The organism is Snodgrassella alvi (assembly GCF_002777745.1).
GTDB lineage: Bacteria > Pseudomonadota > Gammaproteobacteria > Burkholderiales > Neisseriaceae > Snodgrassella > Snodgrassella alvi_D.
The window spans coordinates 100,622-125,928 of sequence record NZ_MEIO01000027.1 but is presented as its reverse complement, the minus strand read 5'-3'; the positions used below and the strand labels follow the sequence as shown (position 1 = coordinate 125,928).

Sequence of the window (25,307 nt, the reverse complement as noted above, 5' to 3'; positions counted from 1 at the left end):
TTTTTTGCCTTGCCAGAAAGCATCATTAAAACCATGTTAAATTTGAATCCGCAACAACATGAAGCTATTCATTATCTTGATGGGCCGCTGTTGGTACTGGCTGGTGCAGGCAGTGGCAAAACACGTGTTATTACGGAGAAAATTGCCTATCTGATTACTCAGGCAAATTATCCGGCACAGCAGATTGCCGCCATTACTTTTACCAATAAAGCAGCACGGGAAATGCAGGAACGGGTAGGACATTTATTGCGCAAACCACAAACACGCGGTTTGACTATATGTACCTTTCATTCACTGGGTATGCGGTTTCTGCGCGAAGAAGCGGCTGCCGCCGGATATAAAAAACAGTTTTCCATTCTGGACAGTGCCGATGCTGGTAAAATTATCGGTGAATTGCTTGGCAGTAGCGGGCGGGAAATGGTATTCAAGGCACAACACCAGATTTCGCTGTGGAAAAATAGCCTGCTTTCACCTGAGGCAATTATTCAGCAGGCAGAAGATCCGTGGACTCATCAGATCGGGCAGTTATACGCTTCTTATCAGGATACTCTGACCAGCTATCAGGCTGTGGATTTTGATGATTTAATCCGCATACCGGTTGAGCTGTTACAAGCTGAAGCAGAGATTCGCTGTAAATGGCAAGCACGTCTGCGTTATTTGCTGGTAGATGAATGTCAGGATACCAATACCTGCCAGTATGCTTTGATGCGCCTGCTTACTGGCGCGGAGGGAAAATTTACGGCAGTAGGCGACGATGACCAGAGTATATATGCGTGGCGTGGCGCCAATATGGAAAATCTGCGACTGTTACAGCAGGATTATGCGGATTTGAAAATTATCAAGCTGGAACAAAACTATCGCTCTACGGCACGTATATTACGTGTTGCCAATCAAGTTATTGCACATAATCCTAAGCTGTTTGCCAAAACCTTGTGGAGTGAATATGGTCTCGGCGATATGATTGATGTGATTGCCTGTAAAAATGAAACTCATGAAGCCGATCTGGTCGTCAGCCGGATTGCTCATCAGAAACTGATTGGTGGTGATGCGGTACATTACCGGGATTTTGCTATTTTGTATCGGGGTAATCATCAGGCGAGAGTATTTGAAGAAGCGTTGCGCAGCCGGCGTATTCCTTACCGGCTTTCCGGCGGACAGAGTTTTTTTGATAAGGCAGAGATTAAGGATGTGCTCGCTTATGTGCGTTTGCTGGCCAATCCCGATGATGATCCGGCATTTTTACGCGCGGTGACAACGCCAAGGCGAGGGGTGGGCGAGACCACGCTGGCCAGACTAAATAATTATGCTAAGGTGGCACAATGCAGCCTGTTTGAGGCTGCGCGCAGTATGGATGCACTGGTGGAGCTGTCGCCCAAAAGCCGCGAACCCTTAATGCAATTTATGGCCATGCTTGCTGATTATCAGGCACGTGCCACTACTGAAGCTGCTGGTAGCCTGCTGCATAATCTACTGGCCGATATTGCTTATGAGGCACATTTGCTCAATACCGAAGAAGGGCGTACCGGAGAAATTAAATGGTGCAATGTTAAGGATTTACTTAGCTGGATAGGCAGGAAAGGCGAAGAAGATGGCAAAAATATTCTTGAAATAGCTCAGACTATTGCTCTGATGACTTTGTTAGACGGCAGAGAAGATGAAGATGCGGATATGGTAAGTATGTCAACACTGCATGCTTCCAAAGGGCTTGAGTATCCGCATGTGTTTCTGGTGGGCTGCGAAGAAGGCGTTTTTCCCCATGCTGATAGTGTGGAAGAAGGTAACATTGATGAAGAACGACGGCTGATGTATGTAGGTATTACCCGGGCACGGCAAACTTTAACCCTGACTCATTGTCATAAACGCAAACGTGCCGGATCATGGGAATTTCATGAACCCAGCCGTTTTATTGATGAGATGCCGGCAGAAGACATTCGTTTACTCGGACGCAAAGGCAGTGAGCCCATCGTCAGCCAGTCGGAGGGTAAAAGTATTCTTGCCAGCATGATGGCGCGGTTGGATAGCTTGCAGTCCTGAAGATACACTTTACGGCTGTGACATGTGGCTTTGTCTGTTCCATGTTAAACTAGATACTGTTTGCTGCTTGTGCAGTTTATCAATTATGGAAAATGTTATGAAAATCGCCAAAAACTCTGTTGTGACGCTGGATTATGAAATGTTTGATGCTGATAACCAGCTGATAGACAAAACCGAAGAACCGATTAGCTATTTGCATGGTGGTTATGACGGTATTTTCCCACTAGTAGAAGAACAGTTACACGACAAAGCAGTAGGCGATGTAGTGGATGTAACGATGGCACCGGATGATGCATTTGGTGAACAAGAAGAAGATTTGATTCGCATTGAACCGCTGGATGTGTTTCCTGTTGAAGTAGAAGTGGGCATGATGTTTGAAGCTGACGACCCAGAAACTGGTGAGGTGATGGTATACCGCATTACTGATGTGGCCGATGGTAAAGCAGTGGTAGATGGTAATCATCCGCTGGCCGGCCAGCGCATTCGTTTTAAAGCAACTGTGAAAGACATTCGTCCGGCTACTGCTGAAGAGCTGGAACATGGTCATGTACATGGTGCGCACGACCATCACCATCACTAATCACTGATACAGCCACTTTGTTTTGTGGTTATACCTGAGAATGCAATTAAAGGGAATATTCGCTCCGGGCTGAATATTCCCTTTATCTTGGCTGCAAACTGGCGATGATCAGTGTTTTTCTGATAGGCTGAAAACAATTGTATTGTGGTTGCCGGTTCACAGCTCCAAAGGCAGACGGTATGATGTAACTATGTGTTAAATTTCTTATTGATGGCACCATGACTCCAGCACAAATTCTCGCCACTGCCCGCCAATATTCATTGTTTCTCGGTCGATTATTGGATAATCGTCTGCTTGACACAGATAAGCTTTATCTTTGGCTGGAACGGCGCCTAAGGCCTGAGGATTTTCACAGTTTTACCGATTGGGCGCAATTACAGGCCAGTGAAAACGAAACCGAACTGGCACGGCAATTGCGCTTGTTGCGCCGCTATGTGATGGCACATATCATGGCGCGTGATCTGGCGCGCGTAAGTGATTTGGATGAAGTTACGACTACGATTACTCATCTGGCTGACTTTGCCATCAATATCGCCGAACAATATGCACATGCCTATTATGCAGGCCTGTACGGAGAGCCGATTGGTTGTTACAGTGCCACCCCTCAGCGCCTTAGCGTAGTAGGTATGGGCAAAATGGGTGGTTATGAGCTGAATGTTTCTTCTGATATCGATTTGATTTTTGTTTTTCCCGAAGCCGGCGACACGAATGGCAAACGACAAAAAAGTAATCAGGAATTTTTTACTAAAGTCGGTCAGAAAATCATCGCCCTGTTAAATAATATTACTGGTGACGGGCAGGTATTTCGTGTTGATATGCGTCTGCGTCCTGATGGAGATGCTGGAGCACTGGTGATTAACGAAACGGCACTGGAACAGTATCTGATTCAGCAGGGGCGGGAATGGGAGCGCTATGCATGGACAAAGGCGCGTCTGGTTACTAATTATCCGAATAATATTGCTGCACTGGTACGGCCTTTTGTGTACCGTAAATATCTGGATTTTAATGCCTATGATGCCATGCGTAGCTTGCATCAGCAGATTCAGCGCGAAGTTTCCCGTAAAGGCATGGCCGATAATATTAAGCTTGGCGCCGGCGGTATCCGCGAAGTGGAATTTGTTGCTCAGATTTTCCAGTTGATACGCGGTGGACAGGTACGCAGCCTGCAACTGAAAGGTACACAGGAGACTCTGCAAGTATTGCTGCAACAAGACATGTTGCCACAGGATAGCGTGGATAAATTGCTGCAAGCCTACCATTTTCTGCGTGATACCGAACACAGGCTGCAATACTGGGATGATCAGCAAACGCAGATGTTGCCCGCAGGTGCAGAACAACAGCAAAGGCTGGCACAGAGTATGGGTTATAGCAATTATGCCGATTATCTGACCGCATTAAATGTGCACAGGCAGGCTGTGAATGAGATTTTCAATGCTATATTCACTGATCCGGACGATAAAGCCAAGCCACAAGACCCGGATATGGTACGCATATGGCAAGATGAAAGTGACAGCGAAGAAAGTACAGCACTGCTGGCGATGCATGGTTTTGATGCTAAAAACGTGTTGCAGCGTCTGCAACAGCTACATCATGGCAGCCAGTACCGGCAACTATCGCCCAATGCACAACAGCGTTTTGATGAAATCATCCCATCCGTACTCAGTGTTGCCGCCAAATATCCCCGGCCAGATACGACATTAACCCGCTTACTGGATTTTCTCGAAGCCATAGGCCGGCGCAGCTCCTATCTGGCTTTTATGCATGAGCACCCAGAAGCACTGGAAAAACTGGCCGGACTGATGAGCCAGAGTAGCTGGGTGGCTACCTATTTACAACAGCATCCGGTACTACTGGACGAACTGCTCAGCAATGAATTAATGCGCCCAGATACCAACTGGGCGGCTCATGCACAAGAACTGGCACACCTGCTGGATGGTTGTCATGGTGATGTTGAAACACAAATGGATGTTTTGCGCCGGTTTCAGCATGCGTGGACTTTTCGTCTGGCTGTGCAGGATTTGGCGGGTTTGTGGACGGTGGAGGCATTATCTGACCAGCTTTCTGCTCTGGCTGATTTAATCATTGAAACCGCATTGGCAAGAGTGTGGGCACAATTGCCGCACCGGCACACCGATACTCCTCATTTTGCCGTGATTGGCTATGGCAAACTGGGTGGTAAAGAGCTAGGCTATACCTCGGATCTGGATCTGGTTTATGTATTTGCCGATGATCATCCGGATGCTATCGACATCTACACCCGTCTGGCACGCCGTCTGACCAGCTGGCTTACCGTACCTACTGGTGCCGGTATGCTCTATGATATTGATTTACGTCTGCGTCCGAACGGCGATTCAGGTTTTACTGTTACCCATATACAGGCATTTGAACGTTATGAACGCGAAAGTGCGTGGATATGGGAGCATCAGGCCTTAACCCGGGCGCGCTTTATTGGCGGAGACAGTACAGTGGGTGCCCGTTTTGATGCGGTGCGGGACGAAATCTTGTGCCGCCGGCGTGATACAGATGAGTTGCGCGCTGAAATCATTGCTATGCGCGAAAAAATGTTTCCAACTCATCCGCCTGTTGACAGTAATGTTAAATATGCCCGTGGTGGTGTCGTGGATGTGGAATTTATCGTGCAGTATCTGATACTGGCCTACGCACATCAGTACCCGCAATTATTACAGAATTACGGCAATATTGCCCTGCTCAGCATCGCAGCCGAACTAGGGCTGGCAGACAGCAGTCTGGCCGAAGGCAGCCGCGCTGCTTACCGCTATTATCGTCAGCAACAGCATAATACCCGCCTGCGTGATGCCGTCACTACCCCCATAGACACCACTTTACTGGCGCATTATGAGGTGGTGAAGCAGCTATGGACACAAGTATTTGCCGCCGTGCCGACTGAGTGAATATTTCCATGTACCTGCTCAAACAGTACTGGCAGACATAAAATCCTTATTCCTCAGCAGAATTACTCCATTGTGCTGCTTGAAATAAACAAAGCAGACAGCGTACAATCAAAGGCCGCACTACCTTTTCAAACTGGTCTACCGTAGTGAACCAACTGATATTTGACTTTGATGATCGCAGCTATCCCGGATTTGATAAATTTCTTGGCCATACCAATGCAGAACTGATTTACGTATTACAACAGCAGGCCGACCCATTTATTTTTGTCTGGGGGGAGGCAGGCAGCGGTAAAAGCCATTTGCTCAAAGCATGGGTGGCACAGGCACAGTCGCGCGGGCTGAAAGCTGAATATGTTGATGCCGCCAGAGAAGGTCTTGGCTACTGGCTGTTTGACCTCGACTATGTTGCCGTAGACCAGATTGAATTACTCAGTGCTACTGAGCAGCAACAACTGTTTTCTCTCTTCAACCATTTTCGTAACAGCCGTCATGGCAACTTACTCTTGAGCTCTGCCATTCCGCCTCAACAGCTCATGATTCGTGAAGATTTGCGTACACGCATGGCCTTTTGTCTGGTGTATGAAATCAAACCATTAAGTGATGAAGAGAAATTCAATGCACTGGTAGGCATGGCGCATGCGCGGCAGATACCGGTGGATGCTGAAGTTATCCGTTACTTGCTTGCTCACTGGCGGCGCGATCTGGACAGCCTGCTTCTGATGCTTAACACCCTGAATGATTATTCACTGGCGCAGGGGCGGCGCATCACCTTAACATTATTGCGCCAGCTACTCAAACAACAGGAACATGCATGAATCTGGCTATTTTTGACCTTGACCACACTCTGATTAACTGTGATTCGGATAATGAATGGCCGAAATATCTGATGCAAAAAGGACTGGTAGACCAATCATTTGTCGATATGAAAAACGATAAATTCTATCAGGATTACCTCAACGGCTGTCTGGATATTGATGAATTCCTGCAATTTCAGCTTGCACCTCTGGCACGTTTCAGCCGTGCCGAACTGGCTGAAATGCATGTCGAATACATGCGCGATTTTATCGTGCCACATATTTCTACTATGGCAAAAATGCTAGTACAGGGACATCGTGATGCCGGTGATGAAATGTTGCTACTATCTGCCACTAATGAATTTATTATCGCTCCGATTGCAAAAACATTTGGTATTCAGAATATTATCGGCGTACAGTTAGAAACAGATGTGGCGGGTAATTACACCGGACGCTATATCGGTACACCCAGTTTTAAGGAAGGTAAAGTTACCCGTCTGCATCAATGGCTGGCACAACGTGGCCAGCTACTGAGCGATTTTACAAAAGTGTATTTCTACAGTGATTCTCATAACGACTTGCCACTTCTGCAAGAAGTAACCGATCCGGTGGCCGTTAATCCTGACGAAAAACTGGCGAAGTATGCCCATCGCCATGGCTGGCCAATACTTAATTTCATGTAAAGGATGCAGCATGACCGCAACAGAAAAAATGCAGATTGTCGATTATAACGACCGCTATCACTCTGCCTTTCGGGATTTAAATGCAGCATGGATAGCCAAATACTTTGAAATGGAAGATAGCGATTATCAGCTACTGGATAATCCCAGACAGGCCATTATCGAAAGAGGTGGTCACATACTGGTGGCACTGGATAATGGTAAACCTGTAGGCGTATGTGCGCTGGTGAAATCGGACGGTGATCCCTACGATTTTGAGCTGGCCAAACTGGCTGTAGCTCCAGAAGCACAGGGCAAGCATATAGGTAAACATCTCATAGAGTCTGCGATAGCCAAAGCTCGGGAGCAGGGCGCGAAAAAACTGTATATAGAAAGCCATACCAGCCTTAAACCGGCCATTCATCTGTACCAGAAAGCTGGCTTTAAAGAAATCACTGATCATCCCAGCGCATATAACAGAGTGAATATCCAGATGGAGCTAACCCTGTAAAACCCCGAATATATCAGCATACATAGTTATCAATCGTGTCTGTATGCTGCACAAAAGCCAGTATGTCTGTCAAACAGGTATACTGGCTTTTTTCAGATTGAAAGCATTAATACTTTATGGTGCTTGCATGATATAAGTTGATGGCATGTGCCTGTAGCCTGATTTCTGCCACACAGCACCATAATCCCCCTATCAGCGTATTCAGTTTGCCAGAAAAACTCAGTATTTCTGCCATACTTACTGTAGCCACGCCACCTAGATTTTCTCGTTCAATTAACAATTTGCCCAATGTTTGCAGCAATTCCTGCAAAATATAATCTTCTGATTCACAGCAGTGCAGCAACAGTGCAAGGTCTTCTGGACTAATCAGTCTGGCTTTTTCTGCTACCGATAAATCTGGATTGCGAATAATACCTACGGCCTGGGCATTGAGCAGAAGAGTGGCGGCACCGTCTGCCAGTTCTGGTGATAATTTGGTCATAGCATATTTCCTGTTTCAGTATTGTTATTAAAAATAGCTACACTATTAATAATGATTTATGCATTCGTAAAAGAAACTGTATTTGAGATAGGTATAAAAGGCTGAATTTATCATTTTAAAAAAATAAATATGGTCTCTGTAGTTAAATTTATCAATGGAGCTTATTGAACAGTGAACCATTTTAAATACTCAGATTTTATATTATCAGGTTGAAAATAAACTTAAGTTAATAAATAAAATTCCATATCGATATGAATGTACCGGCTGCGATTTAGATATAATAGTAAACTGGCTATTATTGATACAGTAATAATCGGATTAACCATATCCTAATATATATAAATAATTATTTGCTATTAGTAAATTTTTGATAATAATGTTTCATGTAAATGGTTAGTTGGTTTATTTTGAAATCGAATTATACCAGCCATAAAGGATTGAATTGATGAAAAGAATTTATTTTGAAGGTTGGGATGGAAATTGAAATTACAAAGCAGGCCAATTTAATACTTGGTGAATCGTACATCTTCTGGGTTCCAACAGGAGCTGTAATTTTATCTGCGATTGCCGCTGTTTATGTTATTTATTTAAATGGGAAAAGAGAGCGCAGACGCACTACTATTGATTTAGTCATTGCTACGGAACAAGACAAAGTTTATAAGGAAAAATATGCAAGTATCAGCAAACTAATTATTAATGATGTTTGTTTGGTTGATTATGCTAGATTTATTGATATTGAACATGAGAAATTAAATAATATACGATACGTATTGAATCGACTCGAATTTATTGCTTCAGGTATCCGTAACAAAGCTTTTGATGAGAAAATTTATAAAGAATATAATTGTACAAATTTGCTAAAAATCTGGAAAGCTATTGCGCCCTTAGTAGCAGAGATTCGCAGAAGAAAAGGAGTTTTCACCTATTATCAAGAAATAGAATGGCTATCGAATAAATGGGAAAATAAAAAGGTAAAAAGAATCAATTCAATTAAATCATATCTTTTAATTTAATATTAGATTTATAATTCATCTGGTATATACTGAAATAAATTATATAGTGCAGGATGTAGATGATATTGAAAATCTAACCGCAAATTTCAGGTCAGATATATGGAATATAAAGTTTAAATTTACGGTGTAATAAATTTGTTTATAGTACCAACAGACAATATAAATTTCTATTAAGTTATCGATAATATTTTCAGAAAATCATTTCTGGAACTTTATAAATATCATTTATAATTAAATAATTATAATCAACTAAATCACCTTTATGCATACCTGCAACAATTAATGCAGGAAGATTTATAACGGAAGATATCAATCTTGCCTTACTTGCTCCGGTAAAGATTTTAAGTCTGGCATATTATGGCTTGCTGACAATAATAGTAGGCAAATTATCACAACTAAAAGTAATCATTTGAGCACATGTTGCTAAAAGAAATAATATGAGCAAGAACGTTATTTTTTCATAATTGTTATGGTCTCCTCGTAAATACCGAATTATTTGTTATAGCACCAGTATGGCACGAAAATCGTTGATATTAGTGCGGGTAGGGGTGGTCAGCAGTAGCTGTTCTGTTGTGGCAAAGAAGTCATAAGCACGGTGCTGCTGGAGCAGAGTAGTGGCGCATAAACCGGCCTCATGTGCTTTGAACAGGCTGTCCGGTGTAAGCCATGCGCCGGCATTGTCTTCGCTGCCATCAATTCCATCAGTGTCTGCGGCCAGTGCATAGATGTTATCGGCACCATTCAGGGCAATGGCCAGTGCCAGTAGAAATTCGCTGTTACGTCCGCCACGTCCCTGTTGCTGGTTCAGAGTAACGGTGGTTTCTCCGCCACTGAGAATTAATAATGGTTTGGTGTTTTGGCGCAGATTACGCTGAAACAAGGCAATGCCGGCCATAACCTGAGCAACTTCCCGTGCTTCGCCACCGATACGGTCACCCAGATAAAGTACATCAATATCTTGATCTTGTGCCCAGTGTTGCGCGGCGCTCAGAGCCTGATGAGGGGTAATGATGATATGTGCGCTACTGTTAGGAAGATTTTTGGGTGTTTCTGCTTCGGCGGTATGTAAATAAGCAGCCACACTGGAGGGCAGGTCGATCTGATACTGGTTTACAATACGTTCAATATCGGCCAGTGTAGTTGGGTCGGCTACTGCGGCGCCAGAGCCTATGGTACTGATATCATCGCCGACTACATCGGATATGGCCAGTGTGGTGATGTGTGCCGGCGCTGCTGCGGCAGCCAGCCGGCCTCCCTTGATACGGGACAGATGTTTGCGCAGGGTGTTCATCGCGTCTATGGGGACGCCATGACTGAGTAGCTGGCGGTTAATATTTTGCTTGTCTGTTAGCGTAATATCAGCTACCGGCAGAGTGGTCAGAGCTGAGGCACCTCCTGATACCAGATAATAAACCTGATCATCTGCATTTAATCCGCTCACGGCATTGAGTAATGCCTGAGCGGCTGCCTGTCCGGCTGAATCAGGCAGGGGATGGCTGGCTTCCAGTACTTTGATATGCTTAGTTGGTACGCTGTGTCCGTAACGGGTAACAACCACGCCGGATAGTGGGGGATAGTTCTGTGGCCAGATTCTTTCCCATTCGGCAGCCATGGCTGCTGCTGCTTTACCTGCGCCTACGACAATTACCTGTCCGCGTGGTTTTTGCGCTGGCAGCCATGAGCTCATTTTGTTAATCGGGCTGGCTTCTTTTATGGTGTACAGAAACAGTTGCTGTAAAAAGCTGATGGCGTTAGTGTGGTTGAGCATGCAGTTTTCCGCTTTAGTTATCAGGTTGAGTTTTAGTGGTTTTTATCTGTTTCAAATTTCATAGCCAGAAAGTCGATAAAGCTGCGGACTTTGGCACTGAGAAATTCGCGATTCATATAAGCGGCATACAGAGTAGGGCTTTCCGGACAGACAATGTGTTCGATAATCTGTAAGTGCTGGTGTTCGATATCTTCTTTTACCATCCACTCAGGCAGGTAGGCCAGCCCCATATGATTGAGTGCCATCTGGTGTAACAGCAGGGCACTATTGCTGGTGCAGGCAGGAATGAGAGGGAAATCAAGATGGATATACTGTGGTAACAGACCATAGTGCTGTTTCATATCGTCTATGCTATGCGGTGTGCCATATTGGCGCAGGTATTGCGGGCTGGCTACCCAAAAAAAATCAATTTTGGTAATGGGTTTGACAATCAGGTTTTGTTCAGGATGATTGGTGACGCGCAGTGCCAGATCGATTCCTTCGGCCACCAGATCCGTACGCCGGCTATCGAGATTGATGGATAAGCTCACATTTGGATATTGCTGCCGGTATTCGGCCAGCAGTTCGCCGAAATGGCGTGAAGCACACCAGTTGGGAGCGGTAATTTTGAGTAAACCCTGTGGTTTGACTGTACCGGCCTGGGCAATGTGTTTGGCTTCGGTGAGGGTATTAAGTGCTTCTACGCAGCGGTGATAGTATTCCTGTCCGGCTTCAGTAAGGCTGATGCGGCGGCTAGTGCGGTTGAGCAGTTTAGCCTGTACGCTTTTTTCCAGATGATGCAGGTGCTTGCTGGCCATTGCAGTGGAAATATCCATGAATTCAGCCGCTTTGGTAAAGCTGCCTAGTTCTACTACATAGCGGAAAACCCACATGCTTTGTAATGTGTCCATTAGTGTTTCTTTACAGGAAATAATTATTCTATAAAAATGATATCGTTTCTCAATGGTAAATTCAATACACTGCCGTTTTCTTTTTTTATGAATGAAGAGAAGGAATTACCATGATTAATACACATAAAATTTATGCTGAGGGTAATGATTATACTTTGGGTTTGTTGCGTCTGGTCACGGCTTTTTTATATATCCAGCATGGTACAGCGAAATTCTGGCAATGGCCGGTATCTATGACAGATGGTCATGGCGCAGTGCCGTTATTTTCGATGATGGGAATTGCAGGGGTGCTGGAGCTGGTTGGTGGGATTCTGTTGTTGATTGGTTTGTTTGTGCGGCCTACGGCTTTTATTTTATGCGGGCAGATGGCCGTGGCTTATTTATTTGTTCATACTCCGTCTGCTGGTATGCATACTTTGCTGATGCCACAATTAAATAAGGGAGAGATGGCGATATTATACTGCTTTATTTTCCTGTATCTGTCTGTTGCAGGTGGTGGCCGTATGGCACTGGACAACCGGCGTAAAGCATTCTTGGGTTAAAGTTGGTACTTGATTTTCTGGTGTATGGTTCAGCAGGTATGTTTTGACATATCTGCTGAAGTTGTATGTGTGGACAGGAACATCAGCTAAGTATGCGCGATACTCATGTAATGATGCTGGTTTTGATAAAGCTGTCAGTTATGAGTGATGGTTTTTATATCAATAATGGGTAATTATTTTGATGGTGGCAAAATTAAAATAAGCGCTAAATTTATGCTAAGGGTATTTTGTGTTATGTATTAAAATACTCTGGCTGGAAATAATGATTTAGGCATATGTTGGTGCGTTTTTTGGTTTTGACCTTGTCGATGGATAAATTTTATTATTTTTATAAGTAAATTCGGCTGTTTATAAAATTGCTAATATCAATATTTATCTAACTCAATTGTTATTAGTGGGCTGTTATTTCTGCGCTAGACGTGAAAAATTTATAATTAAAAGTCTGTCTGATGCAGGGTAAAAATAATAAAGCCATGTGTATTTATGCAAAAAATCAGAAGTTTTGAAATTTTCTAAATTGTTATATAGAGTTAACTGGATAATAACTGGTGAAAATCATTATTATCTTCACTTGATTAATCAGCTCCGAACAGGTTAAAGATTAAGCTACATATAAAGTTTTCAGGGTGCTTAAGGCTATATTAGGAAAGTATTTTGATCTTACATTCTGGAGATTCTGGTTTGTGATGTAATTTAATCAAAACGGTGGGTATAGCGGATTTCTCCACCTGCTGAATCTGTACCTACATGTATGATGCTTTGCAGGGCGCGGCTGATCTGGTAGGTAATGCTGACTGTTTGTGTAGCGCTTTCAATACCGTACAAATAGCTGACATACAGGTTGTTGGATAGATGTTTGCCAATGGTGATGGCCTGTTCTGCCGGATTCATTTCACCTGTCTGGCTGTTGCGGGTTTGCTGGCTGGTGAGGCCGATTTCATCAAGCAGGCCGAGTTTGTCGTTCAGTCCACCAGCAAGCCAGGCGCTGGCTGCCGCGGCAATGGCTGCTTCGTCGCCGGCACTGCCACTACTGGGGCGGTTCAGTATCAGCCATGACAGCTTGTCTTTTTCGCTCATGGGTTCGTTGGCTATGAGGTTAATGCGCGGGCTGTCAAGGCGACCTAAGGCTTCTACGCCGGCTCCTACCTGTGAATAACGACGTTTGGCACGGATTTTCAGGTTGGGGTTATCCATCGGGCCGACAAAGGAAATGGTGCTGCCATGCTGAATAACTAAATACTGTCCGTAAGCTTTATACTGGCCGCGAACTACGTTTACGGTACCAACAATCTGAATGGCGCTGCCGGGGTTGGCGGTGGCGGTAAGCTGCCCGCCTAGCAGAACGTCTATGCCTTCGCCACTGAAGCGGAAGGCGTTATTCATATCTAAATCGAGGTTGAGACGTATTGGGGTAGTACGCTGTTGCTCGGCCGTTTTTTCACGACCAAGTACAACAACGTCGTCGTCCAGTTGCGGCATACCGGATTTCTGCATGCCAAAGATACCTTTGTCTACTTTGAGTTTACCACTTAAGACAATGCCATGGGTAATGGTATAGAGTAGCTGAGCGTCACCGCTGAGGGTGAGACGGCGGTTTATCTGGTCGAAGATGGTGTAGCGATCAAAGTGGGCGTTAACGTTGATATCAGGAGTGAGTCTGGTCATGTCAACAACGCCGCTGAGCTTGATGGAGCCATCGCGGCGGGCAAAGCTGAGGCTGTCAATCAGCCAGCGCCGTCCCTGAAAATGGCTTCTGAGGCTGCCGTTTTCAAGGATGGTGCCGTTGGCCTGATCGCGGTAATAGAGGTTGTTGCCGATAAGATTACCATTGAGCAAAGGTTCATTCAGGTAGCCGCTGATGGTGGCTTCAGCATGCATATTGCCATTAAGCTGCATACCGATGGGCAGTAAATTGCGGATGGTGCTGAGATCGGAGCTGTCGATTTTGATGTGTCCGCTGATGGGTGCGGTGCTGATTTTGCCATTGTTGTTAGGGGTAATAATCAGTAAAGCATCGGTAGTGCCGTAACGGGTAAGGCCGTTCAGGTGGTTATTGATATGGCCGTTCTGAAACTGAGTATCCAGTCGTACATTCTGTAAACCAAGTTTTTGCTGGTGCTGAGGCAGGGTGATGTCGCCGCCCTGTTGATAGAGTTTCAGATAACCTTGCATGTTGCGGCTATAGCTGAAGTTCCAGTCACCACCTATTACTAGATTCTGTTCTACGGGTAATTCAATGACGTTGTGCAGTTCTTGTAAAGCCAGATTGCTGGCAGAACCACGGGTAATCAGACCTTTGTTTTTGTCCCAGCTGAGGTTGTTCAGGTTAAGGCTGCCACCCAGTGCAGCCCAGTGTGCATTCTGCATATTCACACGTTCGGCTCCGGCTTCGAGCTGGATGGGGCTGAGCAGTTTCAGGTTGAGGGCACCACTGATATCCAGAGCATTGACTCGTCCACGCCACTGATATTTTTTATCCAAACCGCCATGAGCATTGATGTTCAGATGATAGGGTTTACCATCCAGAGACAGGTTGCTGCTGCCCTGTATCTGGTGCTGGCTGCCACGGCCATTGATTTTGATGTCGGTATTGTTGATTACGGTGGGTTTGCTGCCATCACTGCCCGCGATGCTGATGTGGTCGGCAAGCATGTTTATCAGCAGGGGCTGATTGATATCTGGAGAACCAGCGATTTTGAAATCCAGTTGATTGATGTTGAGTAGTTGGCCGATTTGCAGGTTGCGCGCTGCACCGTTTAAGCTGGCTGTGATTTTTTTCGGTTCGCCGGCAATAAAGCCTTTGGTGTTGAGCAGGCCTTTCAGGCCAAATCCGAATAGCCCCAGATTTTGTGCGTTGATATCGAGATTAAGCCTGTCGCCGGCTTTGCCGAAGCTGCCATTGGTGACAATCTGGTTCTGGCCGGCATTAAGGTTGATGTTGGCTTGTTCAAGATGCTGATTGCGATAACGGATGATGGCTTTGCCTGAAAGCGCAGCACCGGAAAGTATGCTGTTATGCAACAGCATGTCTGCTTGAATGCTTGGTTGTTGTGCCAGCTGACCACTGACGCTGATGTGGCCGTTAATGTTACCAGCGGGAAAGCCGGAATTAATTTTAGCAGGATTGAAGCTGTTGCTGTTGATGGTAAGTTGCAGAGCTTTATTCTGATACAGTGCCAGACTGCCTTTGGCATTGAAGTTACCGCCACCATTGGGTTTAAGGTTGAGTTTGTCGAGTATCAGGGTTTGCTGATGTTTTTTTTCATCGGTAATAATCTGGATGGAGCCATCGCTATTGCCTTTTTCACTGGCCAGCAGCCATTGAGTGGTTAAGTCATTAAAGCTGCCGGAAACGCGGATATGGCCATTGAGTGAACCGGACAGTTGTGTGGTAAGGGCGTCGTTGGCATAAATGCGTAACAGTTCGCTGTTAATGTCAAGCTGTCTGGCGGTGCTGTCTACACTGCCACGGGTAATGATTTGCCCCTGTTGCAGCAGGCGTGTAGTCAAGGCAGGTAATATGATTTTGCCATTGTCATCTATGTTGATATCACCGTCGATGCTGCGAATAGGTAGTCCGGCAGTTTTGGAACCATTATAGGCGCGTGGTTGTTCATTGCCGAATTTGATGTGGCCGGTAAGCTGATTTTTGTTGTTATTGGCAGACGCCAGATCCAGATTGAGATTGAGATCGGCAAAGGGCAGGCTATTGCTGAAGGCAGCCGGATTAATGTGGCGGCTTTGCAGGTTGAATTTAACGATTTTATGGTTTAGTTGCAGGGCATAAGGTTTAAGGATGGCATGGGTACGGAAATGGATATCACCGCCATCCAAACGGGCAAAGAGGTCAGGTTGTTGCAGGCTGCCTTTGATGAGGGCAGCACTTTCAACTGCGGTTTTGTCGAGGGTGCCGTTACCGTTAAATTGTCCGCTCAGGGCAAATGGTGTCTGGGTAGCGATGGCTACTGTGCCCTGAATGTTTTGCCACGGGGTATTCAGCTCGTTGAAGACAAGCTGGTGTTTGTGATGATCATAAATATAGCTGGCTTGACTGGTAAGTATAATCGGGGTGTGATTTTTGCCGAGGCTAAAACCGCCAAGCTGTAATTTATCAATTTTAATCTGTAGCGGCAGGCTGATGCTGTTGGGCAGAGTGGGAACGGGCTTGGATTTGGATTTGGGTACGCTGTGATTGATGTAATTGATTTTACCTACATCCAGCAGTCGGATATGGAAGCGGCGTTGCCATAATTCGCGGTTGTTCCAGCTGAGCTGGACTTTATCAATGGATAAATCAAAATCGCGATGGCTGACGCGAATATTTGTGCTGGCAAAACCACGCCATATAGTACCTGTTAGCTTTTCTGTGCCGATGTGCACGCCAAAGCATTTGGGTATGGTATGGATACTAAAACGCAAGCCTGATTCGGTACCGACCAGCCAATACAATATGGCTATGATAATGATGAGTAAACCAAGCAGAGTATACAGGCTGGTTTTCAGCCAGTTTTTCCGGCGTGGCTTATGTGGCGGTACGGGTGCTGTAGTAGTGGCTGAAGATTCGCCTGTATTGATTGAGGTTTCAGCCATTAGAATTTGGTTCCTAAACTGATTGACCAGCGCCATTTTTTATCATGATGGCCATAGGCAATGTCAAATGCAAATGGTGCGACAGGGCTGAACCAGCGTACGCCGAAGCCACTACCATGATGCCATTGCATGTCACTGAAGCTTTTTGACACTGAACCGGCATCGTGAAACAGTGCCAGTGCAAAATCTTTATACACCGGAATCTGGTATTCAACGCTGGCTACAGCCAGTGTACGGTTGGGTAAAACCGAGTTTTGTGAGCTGTTGATACCGATGCTGTCCATTTCATAACCACGTACGCTGTTGGCGCCACCCGCACGAAACATCAGGATGGAGGGGACATTGATGGTATCGCCTGTATGTACATAGCCAATCTGGCTGCGCATTACCCAAGTGCCGTATTTTTTGTTTTCTGGCGTGAAATAGTAGCCACCGCTGGCTGTTACCCGCTGCATAGATGCTGAAGCGAGCAGTTTGCCTATAGTAGTACCAACTTTTCCTTCCAGATAATAGCCATTGGCTGGGCGCAGCTGGGTTTCGATATTCTGTCGTTTCCACGAGGCGGTCAGCATGGTGGCATAGCTGTGTCCGAGGTCGGGACCGTCTTCAATTTTGCTGCTTTCGGTGACGTATTCAATACCAACACGAGAGTCAATTCCGTCACGATCGCGTACTTTCCAGATGCCGCTGGATAAGGCGCGGCTTTGAAGATGTTGTACGGTAGAATAGGTATAGTTGAGATTGCTGGTCCAGTAATGACCACGATTGTTACGTGGCTGGCTCAGGCCGAGGCCGAAAGTGGTTTCATAGCGATCGGTATCGAGCAGAGTCGAACCAACAAAGCCCTTATCAAAAACATTATAATGGTCATAGCCACCACGGAAACCCGGACCGTTTTTGGTATCGTAGCGTAAACCAAAGGTGAGTTTCTGGCGTTGCATTTCGCTTACTTTTACTATTACCGGAACATGGTCGTTTTCCATATGGTCGAAATCTGCGCTGACTACCGCATTGCCATAATGGCTATCCTGTTCCAACGCCTGCTGATAGTCGAGTAATTTGTCCAGATCATAGGGTGAGCCCGGGCTGAAGCTGGCCATGCCGGTAACGATGGAAACAGGATAACGCTCATTACCGCTAACCTTAATATCACCAAAATAAACGGGTTGTTTGCTGTCTACGGTAAGCGACAGGTCAGCCTGATTTCTTTGCGGGTCGATGGTGGCACGGCTGGCGCTGATGGTGGCCAGCGGGTATTTTTTGCGCACTATGGCGGTAAGCACGGATGATTTACTTGCCGACCAGTTACTCTGGGTAAATGGATCGCCTACAGGCAATACCCAGTTGTCAATGGCACTTTTGTAGTAGTTGGTCAGATTGTCATCAGCAGTAACGTTACCAGTAAGGGAAACATCTACATTGTCGATGTGAGTGCGGGGACCAGTGTCGATATGGATAATGTAACCATTGGGCTGTTTCTCCAGATTTACTCTGGCATTGAAATAGCCTTCGGTTTCAAGCATGGTTTGTGTCTGTTCGGGTGCTTCTTCAGCCAGAAAACTGATCTGTTCGTCATCTAAGTCTTCAATTAACTGCTGCGTAATCAGCGGCAGATGGTCATTAATCAGTTTTTTCAGGGTTGAATTATCTATATCAATGGTAATAGGAACCCGCGGATTTTTTGGTGGCTGGGATTTGCTTTCTTCACTATGTTCCCGACCATGCAGCAATCTGTGCAACAATCCTGTTTTGGGTGGTGGGATATCGTCATCTGCATCATCACTATCCGCTGGCAGGCTGGCTGCCCATACCAGTGAGGTAAGGGAAGACAGTAACGTACTCAATAGCAGCCAGTGCAGGCGTTTCTGCGTGAAGTATGCCAAGATTAATCCTGTGTGGTTATAAGTGTATTGCTTTTATTTTAAAAGAATAAAACGTATGTCAGGTGGGTTTAACAAAGGTATTTTGCTATTGTAGCGCGAAAATAGTTGTTAAACCTATACCTGAGCGGTGCTATTTCCAGAGTAGGGTAAAATATATCTACTGATTAGTATTGAAAGGTTTGATATGGTTAGTAGTTATCAGAGTCATACCGGTTTGGACGCTGGGTTAACTATTTTGTAAAATGTTGGTTTTGTGGTGGTCTGGGCACTGATGTCCATGAGCCGGAACCTTACTGAGGATTGATTGTGACCAAGATTATTCGTGTAGGCAATATTGAAGTAGCCAATCATTTGCCGCTGGTGCTGTTTGGTGGTCTGAATGTACTGGAAAATCTGGATTTGACTTTGCGTACCTGTGCGCATTATGTAGAAGTAACACGGAAACTGAATGTTCCGCTGGTGTTTAAGGCATCATTTGATAAGGCTAATCGTTCTTCAATTCACTCATACCGTGGTGTGGGGCTGGAAGAAGGAATGAAGATTTTTGCGGCCGTGAAGCAGGAATTTGGCGTACCCGTAATTACTGATGTACATGAACCTTTTCAGGCTGCACCTGTGGCAGAGGTAGTTGATGTGTTGCAGTTACCTGCATTTTTAGCTCGTCAGACTGATTTGGTTGTGGCGCTGGCACAAACCGGCAAAGTGGTTAATATTAAAAAGCCACAATTTTTGAGTCCGCACCAGATGAAAAATATTGTTGAAAAATTTTATGAAGCCGGCAATAAACAACTTATTCTGTGTGAACGTGGCAGCAACTTTGGTTATGATAACCTGGTGGTGGATATGCTGGGCTTTGGCGTCATGAAAAAAGTTTGTGCAGATTTGCCGATTATTTTCGATGTCACCCATGCATTGCAGCAACGTCAGGCAGATGCAGCCGCTTCAGGCGGGCGTCGTAGCCAAGTACTGGATCTGGCTTTGGCCGGTATGGCAACCCGATTGGCCGGTTTGTTTCTTGAAGCACATCCAGACCCTGACAAAGCCCGCTGTGATGGCCCCAGTGCCTTGCCATTAGCGATGCTCGAACCATTTCTGGCACAGGTAAAAGCAGTGGATGATTTAGTGAAAACCATGCCGGTATTGAATATTAACTGAATACATTATCACTAAAAAAGCAGAGTTTGATAACTCTGCTTTTTTTATCTGTCTGGCCGGAGATCGGCTAGATAGTAGCTATTACTCAACCGAACCGGAATTCTGATACAGAGTAAAGAGGGGGACACCCTCATCACGGATTTTTTTGCCACCGGGTAAGTCGGTAAATTCAATAATTGCTGCGGCTTCAACCACTTCTGCACCTAGCTTGCGAATCAGTTTTACGCCAGCGGTCATAGTACCGCCAGTTGCTACCAGATCATCTACCAGTAGTACACGGGTGCCGGGTTTTACTGCATCAGTGTGCATTTCAATGGTGGCATGTCCATACTCCAGCTGGTAACTTTCTGCAATGGTAGTAAAAGGCAGCTTGCCTTTTTTACGGATAGGCACGAAACCGACATTCAGCTGATATGCCAGAGCAGCTCCGATAATAAAACCGCGGGCATCCAGTCCAGCAACAACATCGATTTTCTGATCCATATAACGGTAGACCATTAAATCTACCAGCAAGCGAAAGTACTGCGGACTTTGCAATACCGGCGTAATGTCGTGAAATAAAATTCCTTCCTGTGGCCAGTTGGGAATTTTGCGAATTTTTGCAGCCATCGCGTCAATACCTATGACTTCTGGGTGAGTCTGCATAATAAATCCTTTAAAAATAAAGACTATATGCGAAAGTTATAAACGCAGGACGAGCGAAGTTATTTGCATATAGTGTATGCGAAAGGTGCGCATAATAGCACTATTCCCATTTTTCTACAGCCCATTATGAAGCAGAAAATGATGGCTTTTGGTACAATTGCCATCATAATTTACACAAATCAACAGGTTGATAACATGGTTAGCATGCCTGATCAAGTTCTTGCCACCAATTCCTGCTCACCGAGTGACTGGCTGGAAGAGTATATAGCCAGTTTGCCACCGGCGATGGCGACAATGCTACGACAAGCACAGATTTTGATGGACAGCAGTTATCCGCAGGATGCGGTTACTTTTTGTGGCGAAAACCTGTATACCAACCTGATGATTGCAGCCAAAACAGTAGTGGATATGGATTTAATGGCTGATGCTGTAGCTGCTACCATGCTGTCCTGTCTGCCCAATTATGTAACTGATTGGAAAAATATTATAGAGGAACAATGCGGTAATAGTGTTATGCAGCTGGTGGCTGGTTTGTATCAGGTACAGAAACTTACATACTTTGTCAGCTTCAGCCCAATGGCTACTCAGGAGGAACGTCAGCAGCAGGCTGAAGCAATGCGCCAGATGCTGTTGGCAATGGTGTCAGATATCCGGGTTGTGTTGATTAAGCTGGCCATGCGTACCCAAACCATGAATTATCTGAGTAAGGTTACCGATGAAGCATTGAAAAAAGCAGTGGCCAAAGAAACCATGACTGTTTTTGCGCCACTGGCTAATCGTCTGGGGGTGTGGCAGTTGAAATGGCAGCTTGAGGATTTGAGCTTTCGCTACCAGAATCCAGATGAATACAAAAAAATTGCCCGCCTGCTCGATGAAAAACGCACAGAGCGGCTGGATTATATTGAGCATTTTGTTGAGACCCTTAAGCAGCAGTTAAGCAGGCTGAATATGCACTTTGAAGTAGCGGGGCGGCCAAAGCATATTTATTCTATTTACCGCAAAATGGTAAAAAAGAAGCTGAATTTTAGTGGTCTATACGATATCCGTGCCGTGCGTATTCTGGTGGATACTGTTTCTGACTGCTATGCCACGCTGGGTATCGTGCACAGCCTGTGGCAGCCTATTCCGGGCGAGTTTGATGACTATATTGCCCATCCCAAACCCAATGATTACCAAAGCCTGCATACCGTTGTAGTGGGGCCGGAAGACAAGGGGGTGGAAATCCAGATTCGCACCTTTGATATGCATCGTTATGCAGAATTTGGAGTGGCAGCGCACTGGCGCTATAAAGAAGGCGGTAAAGGCAATGAAGCCTACGAGCACAAAATTGCCTGGCTACGTCAATTACTTGATTGGCGAGAAAATATTGCCGAAAGCGGTACTGATAGCGAGGACTTGTCGCGTGCTTTTCAGACAGAACTTTTTAACGACACCATTTATGTTTTATCGCCGCATGGCAAAGTATTTTCTTTACCAGCCGGTGCTACACCGATTGATTTTGCCTACGCCTTACATACAGATATTGGTAATCGCTGCCGCGGTGCTAAGGTGGACGGACAGATTGTGCCATTATCCACGCCACTGGAAAATGGTCAGCGCATAGAAATTATTACCGCACGGGAAGGCAAACCTTCAGTTAACTGGCTACATGATGGCTGGGTGAAAAGCAATAAAGCCATCAGCAAAATTCGCGCTTATATTCGCCAGCAGAATGGAGAATCAGTACGCGAGTCTGGCCGTACCGCGCTGGAAAAACAGCTGGTAAAAATGCAGGTACAGCCGAATACTCACAAACTGGCTGAAGCACTCGGATTCAATAATGTAGACGATTTATATTTGGCCATGGGGCATGGAGAAGTTTCCGGGCGCATGATTCAAAGAGCAGTGGATACCTTGCTGGAAAAACCAGAGGTTCCAGTAACAGAAAACCATTTAGTCAAACGCAGCAAAATTAAAAACAATTTTGGCGGTGTACTGGTAGATGGTGAATCTGGTCTGCTTACTACACTGGCTAAATGCTGTAAACCAGCGTTTGGAGACGATATTATCGGCTTTGTAACGCGTGAACGTGGTATCTCCATCCACCGCAGCAACTGTACCTCTTTTCAGTATCTGGCGCATATCTCACCAGACAAAGTATTACCCGCCTCTTGGGCTGAAGAATCAGCCAATCAGGTTTTTGCTATTGATATCGAAATCCGTGCTCAGGATCGCAGTGGCTTGTTACGCGATATTTCTGAAACACTGGCACGCAACCGCCTTAACGTCACCGCCGTGCAGACTCTTTCGCGTGACCTCGAAGCACAGCTGCGTTTTACAGTAGAAGTACATCAGGTAAATGATTTACCGCGCGTGATCAGCCAACTGAGCGATGTAAAAGGTGTATTGGCTGTGACACGATTATAGAATAGGGTTTTATATGACAGGGAACGTATCCATTTGTCTGGTAGAAAAGTCACCGACTAACAACAATATATCCGGTGCATAATGCCTGAATGTACAAATGTCTTTAAATGCTGGCTCTAAAACAGTGGTAGTCGAGCATATTGTTGACATGTATCTGCCCAAATTTAAAAAGCTATCAAAGACACAAACCATAGAAAATGGAGAGGTGAAAAAAATACACTCTATAATTTAAGGATAATACAGGGTCGCAGCACCTTGGTGAATTTCCCGAGGATTATCGAAAAGTACAAATACATTCACCTAATTGGACATAAACCCATATATCGAAGTGGCGGCAGCCATGGTTTTACACCTCAAACCATTGTCAATATTATGGGAGAGAAAAAAAGTTCAGAGATCTGATATCGACAATCGATTATATTTTTACCCTAAATATCCATTCGCTATAGCAAACATATAAAAACCATCGCTTATACCTAGAATATTCTACAAGATACCCTTGAATAACATGCAGGTGGAAAGAGTAAAGATCAACTGTTGGTGATTAAGCATGAAATCACCAACAGTATTAAAATTTGAAGTAGTCCTATTAAAAATTAACAAACACTATTATTTAAGAACAAGCAGAAAGTGAATGCATTATTAAATAATGTGCTAATACCCTTCTTATTCAGGTTTACGTAGCCGGAAAATATTTATCTACCAAAGCATATAAGATCGCCGCAGTTTCACAGTCTAATTTACCGTCATAGTTTTTCGGACGAAAATGGAGCTGAAAAGCACGGATTAATTTTCTGAATTGTTCTGTATCAGTAGCTGCACCCGTAATATCATAACCATAGCGATTTAATTGCCTCAAAATAGCTGTATTATTTGGTATGCCCAGTTTTTTAAACTGAGCAGTGTAATAAAGCTTAGTTTTTACATCGTACCAAGCACCAATGCCGGAATCATATAATTCTTTCCAGGGAAAAACTGCGCCCGGATCACTTTTGCGTTGGGGAGCAATATCCGAGTGACCCAGTACATGGGTTGGAGTAATATCTGGATAGCGTTGCAGAATGTTCAAAATCAACTGTTTAATTGCTTCAATCTGACTTGGCCGATAGGATGGAAAAGTAAAATTGCCATTATTATCAGTAGCCAGGTTAACAACCTCTATACCAATTGACGTATCATTCAGATTATTACGCCCCTGCCAGCTACTGGCACCTGCATGCCACGCACGATCTGTCTCTGCCACCAGATTAAAAATACGCATTTCTTTAAAGCCTGCTGCCTGATAACTGGCCTCGGTTTCGTCTGGAATCAAATAATGAATACTGGTACCAGAACCACATAGTGATTTGATAGCATCGGCAAAATTTTCTGCTGTGTAATGCAAAATCAGAAAGCGTACACGCTGATTGAAACCGCTAACAGACCGGAAACTATTATAATCGAATATATACATCTTATTTTCTCCTTTGTAACTTGTTTTTTTAACTTTCTCGTTTATGAAATTAAATTAAAAATTTAATTTATATATTAAAGAGATATTACATTATATAAATTATTTTTTATTAAGCAATATTTTATTTGTGAAAAAAATAATCTGCCTATATATTCTTAATGAAAATTTTTTATAATTATAAAGGTATAGTTATTAATCAGTATAATGTATTGATACAATATACTATCGGTGAAAAGAATATGATTTTATATACCCACTACTGATAGCCTTCAGTTTGATCTTACAACCAGCAAATTCTGTAGCCAAGTCAATAAATATTTTTATCCTTAGCTAATCGCAGAATAAGGTATTTAACAGTTTTGTTGAGAAGAAGAATAAAAAAGACAATACTGCGACAAATTAAAAAGAAATGTATTGTTAAATAAAAAGCAACAACAGTTGAAATAACCATAAACACAGTATCTTCACTTGGATGCCAATCCAAATGTAGATTATTTAATAATGTATCCGCAAAGAAAAATAATAAGAGTATAGATGCTGATGATGCTATACCAATAAGTAAAGATTTAAATGAAGGCGCTTGGCTATTGCCGAAACAACAAAAAATATCTATGATAGTTTTAAAAAAGAAGATAATATTTAACAAAATGAAAAAAGAAATTCCTCCACTCCAGAAAATAAAAACAGGAGTTATCTCCTTAAAATTTTCAACGTAAAGTCTACCAAATATAAATATTGTCAGTATAAACAGAACAATTAGAAATATTACTGATTTTTTAATTAATTGTTTGGTATATATGTAATTTTTAATTTTATTTAACATATTAGCTGCCCATAAATAAAATAGCGTGCATCATAAAGTTTACCTTAAATTATACATACTGGCCGTAGGTATAAAGAACACACCACCCAAAGCAGCTAGCAGTACCTGCTGTTGTTCACTGCCATTACTGGGAATAATGTTTAGAGACATAATTGCATTTGTATTTAC

General features: G+C 44.3%; 18 protein-coding genes. 10 read left to right on the top strand and 8 right to left on the bottom strand.

Annotated elements, in window-relative coordinates; translation table 11 throughout:
- Nucleotides 1-33 precede the first annotated feature (33 nt).
- The 6 genes from BHC51_RS03435 (at nt 34) to BHC51_RS03410 (ending at nt 7,490) form a co-directional block, all read left to right on the top strand.
- A complete protein-coding gene (locus BHC51_RS03435) occupies nt 34-2,034 on the top strand; it encodes a UvrD-helicase domain-containing protein (RefSeq protein ID WP_100153321.1) in 2,001 nt (666 codons plus the stop codon).
- Nucleotides 2,035-2,131: 97 nt separating this feature from the next.
- On the top strand, nt 2,132-2,614 hold the full coding sequence (locus BHC51_RS03430) for an FKBP-type peptidyl-prolyl cis-trans isomerase (RefSeq protein ID WP_100100282.1): 483 nt from the start codon (nt 2,132-2,134) through the stop codon (nt 2,612-2,614).
- Nucleotides 2,615-2,832: 218 nt separating this feature from the next.
- Nucleotides 2,833-5,526 carry a bifunctional [glutamate--ammonia ligase]-adenylyl-L-tyrosine phosphorylase/[glutamate--ammonia-ligase] adenylyltransferase gene (gene glnE / locus BHC51_RS03425; protein WP_100153320.1) on the top strand — a complete coding sequence of 898 codons (2,694 nt, stop codon included), beginning with the start codon at nt 2,833-2,835 and terminating at the stop codon, nt 5,524-5,526.
- A gap of 146 nt (nt 5,527-5,672) precedes the next feature.
- Nucleotides 5,673-6,341: a DnaA regulatory inactivator Hda gene (hda, locus tag BHC51_RS03420; RefSeq protein WP_100100284.1), complete on the top strand. Its 669-nt coding sequence runs from the start codon at nt 5,673-5,675 to the stop codon at nt 6,339-6,341.
- Nucleotides 6,338-7,003, top strand: a complete 666-nt coding sequence (locus BHC51_RS03415) for an HAD family hydrolase (protein ID WP_100100285.1) — start codon at nt 6,338-6,340, stop codon at nt 7,001-7,003. The genes hda and BHC51_RS03415 overlap by 4 nt, the downstream gene beginning before the upstream one ends.
- Before the next feature lie 10 nt (nt 7,004-7,013).
- Entirely contained in the window at nt 7,014-7,490 is a 477-nt protein-coding gene (locus BHC51_RS03410) for a GNAT family N-acetyltransferase (RefSeq protein WP_180296418.1), read from the top strand.
- Between the two features lie 106 nt (nt 7,491-7,596).
- On the opposite strand, the gene BHC51_RS03405 is transcribed toward BHC51_RS03410, so the two are convergent.
- Nucleotides 7,597-7,971 (bottom strand): hypothetical protein, encoded by a 375-nt coding sequence (locus tag BHC51_RS03405; RefSeq protein WP_100100287.1) that lies wholly within the window; start codon nt 7,969-7,971, stop codon nt 7,597-7,599.
- A gap of 473 nt (nt 7,972-8,444) precedes the next feature.
- On the opposite strand from BHC51_RS03405, the gene BHC51_RS03400 reads away from it, so the two are divergent.
- Nucleotides 8,445-8,984 carry a DUF4760 domain-containing protein gene (locus BHC51_RS03400; RefSeq protein ID WP_100099725.1) on the top strand — a complete coding sequence of 180 codons (540 nt, stop codon included), beginning with the start codon at nt 8,445-8,447 and terminating at the stop codon, nt 8,982-8,984.
- 499 nt (nt 8,985-9,483) lie between these two features.
- Here the strand turns inward: BHC51_RS03400 and BHC51_RS03395 are convergent, their stop codons facing one another.
- Together BHC51_RS03395 and BHC51_RS03390 are read right to left on the bottom strand one after the other, a co-directional pair.
- The gene (locus tag BHC51_RS03395; protein WP_100153318.1) at nt 9,484-10,752 is read right to left on the bottom strand and encodes a glycerate kinase type-2 family protein; all 1,269 of its coding nucleotides are present in this window, start codon (nt 10,750-10,752) and stop codon (nt 9,484-9,486) included.
- 32 nt (nt 10,753-10,784) lie between these two features.
- Nucleotides 10,785-11,642 carry a LysR family transcriptional regulator gene (locus tag BHC51_RS03390; RefSeq protein ID WP_100099723.1) on the bottom strand — a complete coding sequence of 286 codons (858 nt, stop codon included), beginning with the start codon at nt 11,640-11,642 and terminating at the stop codon, nt 10,785-10,787.
- 110 nt (nt 11,643-11,752) lie between these two features.
- Here BHC51_RS03390 and BHC51_RS03385 point away from each other — a divergent pair, with 110 nt between their 5' ends.
- A complete protein-coding gene (locus BHC51_RS03385) occupies nt 11,753-12,184 on the top strand; it encodes a DoxX family protein (protein WP_100123245.1) in 432 nt (143 codons plus the stop codon).
- A gap of 693 nt (nt 12,185-12,877) precedes the next feature.
- Here the strand turns inward: BHC51_RS03385 and BHC51_RS03380 are convergent.
- On the bottom strand, nt 12,878-16,774 hold the full coding sequence (locus tag BHC51_RS03380; RefSeq protein WP_100153317.1) for a translocation/assembly module TamB domain-containing protein: 3,897 nt from the start codon (nt 16,772-16,774) through the stop codon (nt 12,878-12,880).
- On the bottom strand, nt 16,774-18,657 hold the full coding sequence (locus BHC51_RS03375; RefSeq protein ID WP_257384762.1) for an autotransporter assembly complex protein TamA: 1,884 nt from the start codon (nt 18,655-18,657) through the stop codon (nt 16,774-16,776). Before BHC51_RS03375 ends, BHC51_RS03380 begins: the two co-directional genes overlap by 1 nt.
- A 315-nt stretch (nt 18,658-18,972) precedes the next feature.
- On the opposite strand from BHC51_RS03375, the gene kdsA reads away from it, so the two are divergent.
- Entirely contained in the window at nt 18,973-19,812 is an 840-nt protein-coding gene (kdsA, locus tag BHC51_RS03370; protein ID WP_257381551.1) for a 3-deoxy-8-phosphooctulonate synthase, read from the top strand.
- Nucleotides 19,813-19,893: 81 nt separating this feature from the next.
- Here kdsA and BHC51_RS03365 read toward each other — a convergent pair whose 3' ends face one another.
- A complete protein-coding gene (locus tag BHC51_RS03365; RefSeq protein WP_100123243.1) occupies nt 19,894-20,457 on the bottom strand; it encodes an adenine phosphoribosyltransferase in 564 nt (187 codons plus the stop codon).
- Between the two features lie 195 nt (nt 20,458-20,652).
- Here BHC51_RS03365 and BHC51_RS03360 point away from each other — a divergent pair, with 195 nt between their 5' ends.
- Entirely contained in the window at nt 20,653-22,863 is a 2,211-nt protein-coding gene (locus tag BHC51_RS03360; protein WP_100099728.1) for a RelA/SpoT family protein, read from the top strand.
- A 676-nt stretch (nt 22,864-23,539) separates the two neighbouring features.
- Here BHC51_RS03360 and BHC51_RS03355 read toward each other — a convergent pair.
- Both BHC51_RS03355 and BHC51_RS03350 read right to left on the bottom strand, forming a co-directional pair.
- The gene (locus tag BHC51_RS03355) at nt 23,540-24,316 is read right to left on the bottom strand and encodes an N-acetylmuramoyl-L-alanine amidase (RefSeq protein ID WP_100153316.1); all 777 of its coding nucleotides are present in this window, start codon (nt 24,314-24,316) and stop codon (nt 23,540-23,542) included.
- Between the two features lie 307 nt (nt 24,317-24,623).
- Complete coding sequence (locus tag BHC51_RS03350; protein ID WP_100153315.1) at nt 24,624-25,139, bottom strand: hypothetical protein; 516 nt, start codon at nt 25,137-25,139, stop codon at nt 24,624-24,626.
- Nucleotides 25,140-25,307 lie beyond the last annotated feature (168 nt).

Bases quoted from the DNA above. Each gene is read 5' to 3' on its own strand.
- BHC51_RS03350 (WP_100153315.1), bottom strand. From the start codon at position 25,139: ATGTTAAATAAAATTAAAAATTACATATATACCAAACAATTAATTAAA.
- BHC51_RS03380 (WP_100153317.1), bottom strand. From the start codon at position 16,774: ATGGCTGAAACCTCAATCAATACAGGCGAATCTTCAGCCACTACTACA.
- BHC51_RS03395 (WP_100153318.1), bottom strand. From the start codon at position 10,752: ATGCTCAACCACACTAACGCCATCAGCTTTTTACAGCAACTGTTTCTG.
- BHC51_RS03360 (WP_100099728.1), top strand. From the start codon at position 20,653: ATGGTTAGCATGCCTGATCAAGTTCTTGCCACCAATTCCTGCTCACCG.
- BHC51_RS03415 (WP_100100285.1), top strand. From the start codon at position 6,338: ATGAATCTGGCTATTTTTGACCTTGACCACACTCTGATTAACTGTGAT.
- BHC51_RS03355 (WP_100153316.1), bottom strand. From the start codon at position 24,316: ATGTATATATTCGATTATAATAGTTTCCGGTCTGTTAGCGGTTTCAAT.
- BHC51_RS03400 (WP_100099725.1), top strand. From the start codon at position 8,445: ATGGAAATTGAAATTACAAAGCAGGCCAATTTAATACTTGGTGAATCG.
- glnE (WP_100153320.1), top strand. From the start codon at position 2,833: ATGACTCCAGCACAAATTCTCGCCACTGCCCGCCAATATTCATTGTTT.
- BHC51_RS03430 (WP_100100282.1), top strand. From the start codon at position 2,132: ATGAAAATCGCCAAAAACTCTGTTGTGACGCTGGATTATGAAATGTTT.
- BHC51_RS03435 (WP_100153321.1), top strand. From the start codon at position 34: ATGTTAAATTTGAATCCGCAACAACATGAAGCTATTCATTATCTTGAT.
- BHC51_RS03385 (WP_100123245.1), top strand. From the start codon at position 11,753: ATGATTAATACACATAAAATTTATGCTGAGGGTAATGATTATACTTTG.
- BHC51_RS03390 (WP_100099723.1), bottom strand. From the start codon at position 11,642: ATGGACACATTACAAAGCATGTGGGTTTTCCGCTATGTAGTAGAACTA.
- BHC51_RS03405 (WP_100100287.1), bottom strand. From the start codon at position 7,971: ATGACCAAATTATCACCAGAACTGGCAGACGGTGCCGCCACTCTTCTG.
- BHC51_RS03410 (WP_180296418.1), top strand. From the start codon at position 7,014: ATGACCGCAACAGAAAAAATGCAGATTGTCGATTATAACGACCGCTAT.
- BHC51_RS03365 (WP_100123243.1), bottom strand. From the start codon at position 20,457: ATGCAGACTCACCCAGAAGTCATAGGTATTGACGCGATGGCTGCAAAA.